The following is an 8773-nucleotide window of genomic DNA, read 5'->3' on the forward strand; positions in this document are numbered from 1 at the left end:
CCAAATGGCGTTAGAAGGTGAAAGGAAGGCGGAAGCCGCGCGGGCGCTTCGGCTTCTGGCGATAGAGCAGGACCACCGGTACCAGCACCTGATCCCGCGTGGTCCCGAGCGAGTGGCGCACCTGGGCTATCGCCGCCGCCACCTCTTCCATCAATTCGCCCTCACCGGCTTTCAGCGCCTTGATGCGCTTGCGTGAACGCTTGCCGAGGTTGATGACGACGGGCTCCGTCACCTCTCCCTCGGAGGTATGATCCGGGCCACCTGACGGGCCACGCGGCGGAGACGCCTCCAGACTCATGACGGAACCACCTTTCCCTGTTTTCCATATGGCTGTGCCGATATGCGGTATCAGGCCACTGCTCACCGCCGCCTCGCCGGGGCGTCCCCCTCATCAGGAAGCGCCCGACGCCTGTCTGTATACGCCTTTTGCGCGTATCTTTGGCGGCGGTGGATCTCTTTTCGCGTGTGATTCTATCGCCGGCGCATGACCCTGGCAACCCCGTTTGCGCGAAAAATAATGCGTAACAACAACGAATGATCGACATTTTTGACATATGGCGACGCGCCGTCAGGTGGGGCGGCGCCGATTTAACGTGTTTATCCACGAGAGATGCAACTATAAGCGTTATTTCGCGCGATATACGCGCCTGTTTTCGCTTGAAACTCGCCTTTAAGTTTGTGATGATGATGTGACGGCACAACTTTTCGGTTTTGCCGTGCTTTTTATGGTGGTCGCGGCGAGCGTCGCCATAAGAACTGCCATAGAGCCCCGGATGCCTGGCGTATTTCTGTTCCTGATGCGGCAAAGGCACCGGAAATGACAAGGGTTTTTATTTTAATACAAAATACATTTTGTTCTGATTTACGGTTCCAGTGCTAATTCAGTTTATAAATTTATAAAATAAAGCCTTCATGCTTCAGTTCGTCTGTAATCATCCGGTCGACAGTCGGCCGGAATGCGGAAGCTATGCTCCGCATGCAACAATCGGGGGTTGTTATGGCTGTTGATGCCCGTGAAAACTGCAAGGAAATCATCCGCAATCTGGTACCGCCGGACCTGTGGGCCAGTAATCAGGATCTGTTCGCCCAGATCTTCCATCAGGTCAAGGAGCATCCCCTCCTTTCGGACCCGGTGATCGCCGCCCTGGGCAAGGGTGAATTCACGCCGGAACAGCTGGCCGGCGCCCATCTGGAATTCCACTACGCCTTTGCCCAGAACTTCACCGACGCCCTGCTGCGCGCCATGCTGCTGACCAACCGCATCCAGCCCCGCCTGGGGGCCGCGGGCAAGGTGGCGGCCCGCTTCCTGCTGGAATTCAACCTTCTGGACGAGCTGGGCTTCACCCCGGCGGCGCCGGGGGCCAGCGGCTACGGCGGTTCGCCGGTCAACGCCCATTACGTGAAGTTCTTCGAGACCCTGGGGCAACTGGGCATTCCGGAAAGCCATGTCGCCCAGTACACGCCCAGCCCCGCCGCGGCCGATTGCCATCGCATGGTGGAGGCGGCGGGCGACGACCTGATCGCCACCCTGACCATACTGGCGGTGGAGGAGACCATTTTCGAAAGTTTCGCCACGCCGTGGGCGTCGAACATGCGCCAGCGTACCACGGTGGACACGGAACACGGCTACCACGCCATCCATGTCGAGCAGGATGGTGAGTTGCTGGACGATGAGCATGCTGAGGACCTGTGGTACGTGCTGCAGGCGGCCCTGACGCCAGACCGCTATGACGACGTGCGGCGGATCACGGCCAGCAGCCTGGACACCGTGCATCGCTTCGTCCGCTCCCTCGCCAACGCCTGAACGACCGTCTGGGACACGAGAGTCCGGGATTGGGGCGCCGGCTCATGCCGGCCCCCCGATCCCCGCGCAGCTTCCCGGCGTTCCCTTGCCTCAGCCCGAGGCCCCAACCCGAGGCGATATAGATGAGATCGGTCCAGGCGCAGTCCGCAGAGCTTGCCGTAAGCAGGGCGGCTGGTGCCGCCGCCCCGGGCACCCCCACCTTCGCCAGCATGGCGGCGGCGTTGCGCTGGCGGGCGGTGGAACAGGCCGACCGCATCGCCTATCGCTTCCTGGTGGATGGCGAGGAGCAGGAGCAGACCCTGACCTATGGCGCGCTGGACGCCCGGGCCCGGGCCGTCGCCCGCTTGCTGGAGGGGCGGCAGGCTCGGGGGGAGCGGGTGCTGCTGTTGTACCCCCCCGGCTTCGACTATATCGCGGCGCTGTTCGGCTGTTTCTATGCCGGCGCGGTGGCGGTGCCCGCGTATCCGCCCGACGCGGGGCGCCTGATCCGGTCGCTGCCCCGCCTGCTGACCGTCGTCGACGATTGCCAGGCACGCGTGGTGCTGACCACCGCCGCCCTGCTGGACAAGATGCCGGCTTGGCGGGCCACGGCGCCACAGCTTGGGGCGCTGGACTGGCTGGCCAGCGACGCGACGGAACCCCTGGCGCCCGATGGGCTGGATTTCCAGCCGGACCCGGCGTCGTTGGCCTTCCTGCAGTACACCTCCGGCTCCACCGCGGCGCCCAAGGGCGTGATGGTTCGCCACAGCAACATCGTCGCCAACCAGGAGATGATCGCCCAGGCGTTCAATAGCGCGCCCGACCAGCTGGGGGTGGGTTGGCTGCCCTTTTATCATGACATGGGGCTGATCGGGCAGGTGCTGCACCCGATCTATGCCGGCTATCCCGTCGTGATGATGTCGCCCATCTCCTTCCTGCAACGGCCGGTGCGCTGGCTGCGCGCGATCAGCCGCTATCGCTGCACGGTCAGCGGCGGTCCCAACTTCGCCTACGACGCCTGCGTCCAGCGCATCAGCGACAAGGATCGCGCGGGCCTGGACCTGTCCAGCTGGACCACCGCTTTCAACGGCGCCGAACCGGTGAGGCCGGAAACGCTGGACCGCTTCGCCGCCGCGTTCGCCCCCGTTGGCTTCAGCCGCCGCGCCTTCTGCCCGGTCTACGGCTTGGCGGAGGCGACGTTGATCGCCAGCGGCGAGTCGCGCCGGCGGGAGCCGGTGCTGCGGCCGGTCGCGGCCGATGATCCGCCAGGCCGCCGCCCGCTGGTCGGCTGCGGCGGCACGCTGGGCGCGCAACGCCTGCTGACGGTGGACCCGCACAGCCGTGTCCCATGTCCCCCCGATCGCGAAGGCGAGATCTGGCTGGCCGGCCCCAACATTCCCGCCGGCTATTGGGGCAAGGAGACGGAGACGGAGCGGCTGTTTCATGCCCGGCTGGCCAACGGCGAAGGCCCCTTCTTCCGCACCGGTGATTTGGGTTTGATGGACGCGGGCGGGCAGCTGTACGTCACCGGCCGCCTCAAGGACCTGGTGATCGTGCGCGGCCGCAACGTCTATCCCCAGGACGTGGAAATCACGGTGGAGCGCGCGCATGCGGCGGTGCGCCCCGGCTGCGTCGTGGCCTTCGCCACCACCTCCGACGAGGATGGGGAAGGGCTGGGCGTGGCGGCGGAGGTGGCCACCGCCGACAGCCCCGATATGGATGCGCTGGCCGCCGCCCTGGTGGCCGCCGTCACCGCCGAGCATACGGTCGCCCCCGCCCTGGTGGCGCTGCTGCCGCGCGGCAGCATTCCGAAGACCTCCAGCGGCAAGCTGCAGCGCCAGGCGGTCCGCCAGGCGGTGGCGGCTGGCGAACTGGAGCTGCTGCACCTGTGGCGGGCCCCGTCGACCGGGACGGTCGCTGTCCAGGCCGCCCAGTCAACGTCCATGGGGCCGACACCAGTGGCGCCGGTGGCCGCTCCGCCGCCGGCCGAGGTGGATGCGGGGCGGGAGACGGCGGCGCGCGCTTTTCTGCTGGATTGGCTGTCCCGCCGGCTGGCGCGGCCCCCCGACGTCATCGACCGGACCAAGCCGCTGTCCGACTACGGCCTGGATTCCCGCGACGTGGTGGCCCTGTCGGGCGCGTTGGAGGACTGGCTGGGCCACCGGGTTTCCCCCACCGTCGCCTATGAACATCCTTCCGTCGACCGCCTGGCCGCGCATCTGGCGACCCAGCAGGCGGCGCCCGCCACCGATGCGCCCGCCACTGCCGCGCCGGCCACCGCGCCGGCCACCGGGACGCCCATGGATGAGGCCATAGCCATCGTCGGCCTGGGGTGTCGCGTGCCCGGTGCCGCCGATCCCGAGGCGCTGTGGCATCTGCTGCGGGATGGCCGCGACAGCGTGGCCGAGGTGGCGCCGGCCCGCCTGGATCTGGCGGCCCATTACGCCACCGATCCCACGCCCGCCCGCAGCTATGTCCGCCGCGCCGCCCTGCTGGACCGGGTGGATACCTTCGACGCGGCGTTCTTCGGCATTTCCGCCGCCGAAGCGGCCAGCCTGGATCCGCAGCAGCGCCTGCTGCTGGAGTTGACGTGGGAGGCCCTGGCCGACGCGGGGCTGGACCCGGCCGACCTGCGGGCCGCGGCCCTGGGCGTCTACGTGGGCCTTTCGGGCAGCGACTATGCCACCCTGTTGCGCCAGGCCGGGCGGTACGATCGCATGGATGTGCATGCCGGAACCGGCACCATGCCCAGCACGGCGGCGGGGCGCATCGCCTATCTGCTGGGTACGCACGGTCCCTGCATGGCGGTGGACACCGCATGTTCGTCGTCGCTGGTGGCGGTGCATCTGGCCTGCCAGAGCCTGCGCCAGGGGGAGTGCGCGGTGGCGGTGGCCGGGGGCGTCAGCCTCATCCTCTCATCGGAATCGTTCATCTACCTGTCGCAGTTGCAGGCGCTGGCGCCGGACGGGCGCTGCAAGACCTTCGACGCCGCCGCCGACGGCTATGGCCGGGGGGAAGGCGGCGCCCTGGTGGTGCTGAAACGCCTGCGCGATGCCCAAGCCGCCGGCGACACCATCCTGGCCGTCATCCGTGGGTCCGCCATCAACCACGATGGCGCCACCAATGGCCTGACCGCCCCCAACGGCGGGGCGCAGCAGGCGGTCATCCGCGCGGCCCTGGCCCGCGCCGGCGCCCAGGGGGCGGACCTCGATTATGTCGAGGCGCATGGCACCGGCACCCCCCTGGGTGATCTGGTGGAGCTGGAGGCCATCGGCGCCGCCCTGGCACCAGGGCGGACCATGCCCCTGCGCCTGGGGTCGATCAAGACCAACATCGGCCATCTGGAGGCGGCGGCCGGGGTGCTGGGGCTGGCCAAGACGGTCCTGGCCCTGCGGCATGGCGAGATTCCGCCGCATCTGCACCTCTCCCGCCCCCATCCCGGACTGGACTGGGATGGCCTGCGCCTGGAAGTGCCCACCCGGCCGCAATCTTGGCCGCGCGGTCCGCGTCCCCGGCTGGCGGGGGTCAGCTCCTTCGGCTTCAGCGGCACCAACGCCCACGTCATCGTGGCGGAGGCGCCGGAGCCGGCGACGACCGTGGCCCAGTCACCCCGCCCGGCGGTGATCCTGCCCTGGTCCGCGACCTCACCCGCCGCCTTGCGCGCCACCGCCGGCCAACTGGCCGACTGGCTGGAGGCGCATCCGGAGCTGCCGCTGGCCGATGTCGCCGCCAGCCTGGCGGCGGCGCGCGGCCGGCTGCCCCACCGCGCCGCCGTGGCCGGGGGTGATGGCGGTGAGGTCATCGCCCAGTTGCGGCGCGCGGCCGAGGAGGCCGGCGCCCCGGCCAGCCCCTGGCCCATCCCCGGGCTTGGCGCCGGTCCAGCGCCCCGCGTCGCCGTCCTCTTCTCCGGCCAGGGCTCGCAATATGCCGGCATGGGGGCGGAGTTGGACCGTTACGAGGCACCCTTCCGCGCGGCGCTGGACCGGTGCGCCGCCATCCTGGACCCGCTGCTGCAACGCTCGCTCCGGCGCCTGCTGTTCGAGGCGGATTCCGCCCCCCTGCTGCGGGAGACGCGTTTCACCCAGCCGGTGCTGGTGGCCTTCCAGTACGCGCTGGTGTCGCTGTGGCAGGCCTGGGGTTTGCGCCCCGCGGCCGTCATGGGCCACAGCATCGGCGAACTGACGGCCGCCTGTGTCGCCGGCGTGCTGTCGCTGGAGGACGGGCTGCACCTGGCGGTGGAGCGTGGCCGTCTGATCGACGCCCTCTGCCCGCGCGGCGCCATGGTGGCGGTGGCCACGGACACGGACACGGCGCTGGCCGCCATCGCGTCCCGTGGGGCGCAGGCGGACGTCGTCATCGCCGCTGTCAACGCCGCCGACCGCCTGGTGCTGTCGGGTGAGGCGGCGGCCGTGCGCGCCGTGGCCGCCGACCTGGCGGCGGCGGGGATCCGTGTCATGCGGCTGGAGGTGTCGCACGCCTTCCATTCCCCGCATATGGACGCGGCACTGGCGCCCTTGCATGCCACCGCCCTGCGGTTGGCCCACCACGCCCCGCGGCTGCCCATGGTGTCCAGCCATACCGGCGCCCTGGTGGGACCGGCGGGGTTGTCGCCGGCGCACTGGGCGGCGCAGATGCGCGGCGCCGTGCGCTTCGCCGACGCCGCGCGCGCCGTGGCGGCGCTGGGCGTGGACGCCGTGCTGGACGTGGGACCGCAGGCCACGGTGGCGCCGCTCTACCGCCGCGTCGTGCCGGAGGTGCCGCTGGCGGTCGCCTCCCTGGGGCGCGACGATGGAGAGTGCCTGGGCCTGATGCGGGCGCTGGCGGCGCTGCATGCCCGTGGCACCGAGATCGATTGGCCGGCGGTGCTGGGCCCGCGTCCCAACCCGGCGCCCCGCCTGCCGCCCTATCCCTTCCAGCGTGAACGCCACTGGTTGGCGCCGGCGGCACCCGTCACCGTGACGCCGCCGCCCGTTGCCGTGCCGGCACCCCCCAGTGCCGCCTTGCCGTCGGGCGACCGTGCCGCCATGGCTTGGCGCCTGCGGGAAATCGTCGGCGACCTGCTGGGCCGCCCGCCGGCGGCGGTGGGGGAAAGCCAGCCCCTGGCCGACATGGGGGTGGATTCCCTGATCTTCATCGATGGGCTGCAGCGCGTGCAGCAGGAAACGGGGGTGCGCATCCCCCTGCGGGACGTGTGGAACGGGCTGGATACCATCAGCCGCCTGGCCGACTACATCGTCGCCCATCGCGCCGCGCCCCCATCGATCGTGGCTCCGGTCATCACGGCTCCAGCAGTAGCGCCGGTTCCGCCTGTCGCGACCGAACCGCCCGCCGGTCCGCTTCATACCCCGCGCCAGCAGGCGCATCTGGACGCGCTGGTGCGGCGCTACACCGCCCGCACCGGCGGATCCAAGCGGCTGAAGGCGGGAAGCCATCCCGGCCTGGCCGACGCGCGCGCCGCCTCCAGCTATCGGGTGGGCATGCCGGCGGCCCAGCATCGGCAGTGGCTGGCGGGCAAGGAAATGGCCTATCCCATCGTCGGCCGGCGGTCCGCCGGATCGCGCCTGTGGGATGTGGACGGCAACGCCTATGTCGACTACGCCATGGGTTTCGGCGTGCACCTGTTCGGCCACGCCGCCCCCTTCCTGGTCGAGGCGGTGGAGGAGGAGCTGCGCCGTGGCGCGCAGATCGGCCCGCAGTCGGAACGCGCGGCGGAGGCGGCGGAGCTGATCCGCGCCATGACCGGGGTGGAACGTCTCAGCTTTTGCGTCACCGGGACGGAGGCGGTGATGGTGGCCCTGCGCCTGGCCCGGGCCCGCACCGGCCGGCCGCGCATCGCCGCCTTCGCCGGGTCCTATCACGGGTCCTACGACGGCGTTCTGCCGGTGATCCCGCTGACCCATGGCGCGTCGCCGGCGGCGGAGGGGGAGGCGCTGGTGCTGGACTATGGCAACCCCCGATCCCTGGAGTTGATCGAGCGCCACGCCGGCGAACTGGCGGCCGTGCTGGTGGAACCGGTGCAGAGCCGCCGGCCGGACCTGCAGCCGCGTGACTTCCTGCATGCCCTGCGGGAGATCACGGCCCGCCACGGCATCGCCCTGATCTTCGATGAGGTGCTGGTGGGCTTCCGCATCGCCCAGGGTGGCGCCCAGGCGCATTTCGGCGTGCAGGCCGACATCGTCACCTACGGCAAGATCATCGGCGGCGGCCAGCCGGTCGGCGTGGTGGCGGGCCGGGCGGAGTATCTGGACGGCATCGATGGCGGCGCCTGGGGCTATGGTGACGCCACCCATCCCCGGCGGGAAGCGGTGTGGTTCGCCGGCACCTTCAACAAGAACCCGCTGGCCATGGCGGCTTCCGTGGCGGCGCTGCGTCACCTGAAGGAGCAGGGCCCCGGCCTGCAACAGGCGCTGAATGAAAAGGCGGCCGGGCTGGCGACGCGGCTGCAGGCCGAATTCGTCCGGGCCCAGGCCCCCGCTGATGTCGTGCATTTCGGCTCCCTCCTGCGCCTGCGCCTGCCGCGCACGCTGGACCTGCTGTACAGCCACATGATCGAGCGTGGCATCTATGTCTGGGAGGGGCGCAGCCTTTTCCTGTCCACCGCCCATCAGGAGCAGGATCTGGATGCGCTGGTGACCGCCGTCCGCGGGGGCCTGGAGGATTTGCGCGACGGCGGCTTCCTGGAGACCGAGGCACCGGCCACCCCTACGGCGTTCCCCGGGGCGCTCCCTGGGGCGCCGGCCGTGGCCAGCGTGGCGGACGGCGCGCGGCCCCTGTTGTTCTGCCTGCCCTATGCCGGCGGGTCCGCCGCCGCCTACGCCGGCTGGCCGGCGGCCCTGGAAACGGTGGCGGAGGTGGTGCCGGTGGCGGTGCCTGGCCGGGACGCGCGGGCGGCGGAACCGCCCCTGACCGACGACGGCGTGCTGGTCGACCTGCTGGCCGACGCCATCGCCCCCCGGCTGTCGCGGGAGGGGCGGCCCTACGCCCTGTCGG

General features: G+C 70.3%; 3 protein-coding genes. 2 read left to right on the top strand and 1 reads right to left on the bottom strand.

Annotated elements, in window-relative coordinates; all coding sequences use genetic code 11:
• Positions 1–10: 10 nt before the first annotated feature.
• Complete coding sequence (locus I55_RS02110) at positions 11–298, bottom strand: hypothetical protein (protein WP_286364281.1); 288 nt, start codon at positions 296–298, stop codon at positions 11–13.
• A gap of 699 nt (positions 299–997) precedes the next feature.
• Between I55_RS02110 and I55_RS02115 the strand changes: the two genes are divergently transcribed.
• The gene (locus I55_RS02115; RefSeq protein ID WP_049973756.1) at positions 998–1804 is read left to right on the top strand and encodes a hypothetical protein; all 807 of its coding nucleotides are present in this window, start codon (positions 998–1000) and stop codon (positions 1802–1804) included.
• Positions 1805–1926: 122 nt separating this feature from the next.
• Positions 1927–8773 (top strand): type I polyketide synthase (locus I55_RS02120; RefSeq protein ID WP_148293534.1); only part of this gene is annotated, 6847 nt, incomplete at its 3' end.

The sequence above is a fragment of the Azospirillum sp. B4 genome (assembly GCF_000333275.1).
Taxonomy (GTDB): Bacteria; Pseudomonadota; Alphaproteobacteria; order Azospirillales; family Azospirillaceae; genus Nitrospirillum.